A 713-nucleotide genomic window follows, 5' to 3' on the forward strand; every position below is an offset into this window, starting at 1 on the left:
TATAACGCTGTAGGCTATAGGACCTGAGTATTAGCGTTTGTGCCGTTCATAAGTTTCAAAGCAGTCTGAGGTTATTCACCCCAGTCTTGAGAACTTGGAACAAAATTAATGCAATCACAACCCGTACCCATCTTCATCAGCAAGCTGATTACTCGATGAGCACATTTCGTTGTGCTTCTTCCAGATTGTTAAAGAACAAATATAGCTGTCAGGTAAAACCTAACTCATAAGGCCGTTTCAACGACACTATGAGTTAGCCTCTACATCACCAGGTGATTAGGTACTTGGTGGAGGTGAACGGGATCGAACCGATGACATCCTGCTTGCAAAGCAGGCGCTCTCCCAGCTGAGCTACACCCCCATATCCCGCATACGCAGAATACTTGGTGGGTCTGGTTGGATTCGAACCAACGACCCCCGCCTTATCAAGACGGTGCTCTAACCGACTGAGCTACAGACCCAAAAACCTTTTCGGATCAGCAGTCAGGAAAGCTGTAGACCCAGGGAAGATTCCCTCGACCCAAGCCTGCAACTGATCCCAGCTATATCAAACAACCGATAAGAGTGGACGCTTAACACGAGCACTTAAGCTCTGAAAGGAGGTGATCCAGCCGCACCTTCCGATACGGCTACCTTGTTACGACTTCACCCCAGTCATGAATCCTACCGTGGTAATCGCCCCCCTTGCGGTTAGGCTAACTACTTCTGGTAAA

2 tRNA genes and 1 rRNA gene are annotated in these 713 nt (G+C 48.4%); all 3 read right to left on the bottom strand.

What is annotated here, in order from left to right:
* Positions 1 to 285: 285 nt before the first annotated feature.
* Positions 286 to 361 (bottom strand) — tRNA-Ala (locus tag IB259_RS30840).
* 23 nt (positions 362 to 384) lie between these two features.
* Positions 385 to 461: transfer RNA gene (locus IB259_RS30845), tRNA-Ile, on the bottom strand.
* A 134-nt stretch (positions 462 to 595) separates the two neighbouring features.
* Positions 596 to 713: ribosomal RNA gene (locus IB259_RS30850) — 16S ribosomal RNA — on the bottom strand; the annotation flags it as partial.

It is taken from the genome of Achromobacter sp. ACM04, from assembly GCF_014851465.1.
GTDB classification, from domain to species: domain Bacteria; phylum Pseudomonadota; class Gammaproteobacteria; order Burkholderiales; family Burkholderiaceae_B; genus Achromobacter; species Achromobacter aegrifaciens.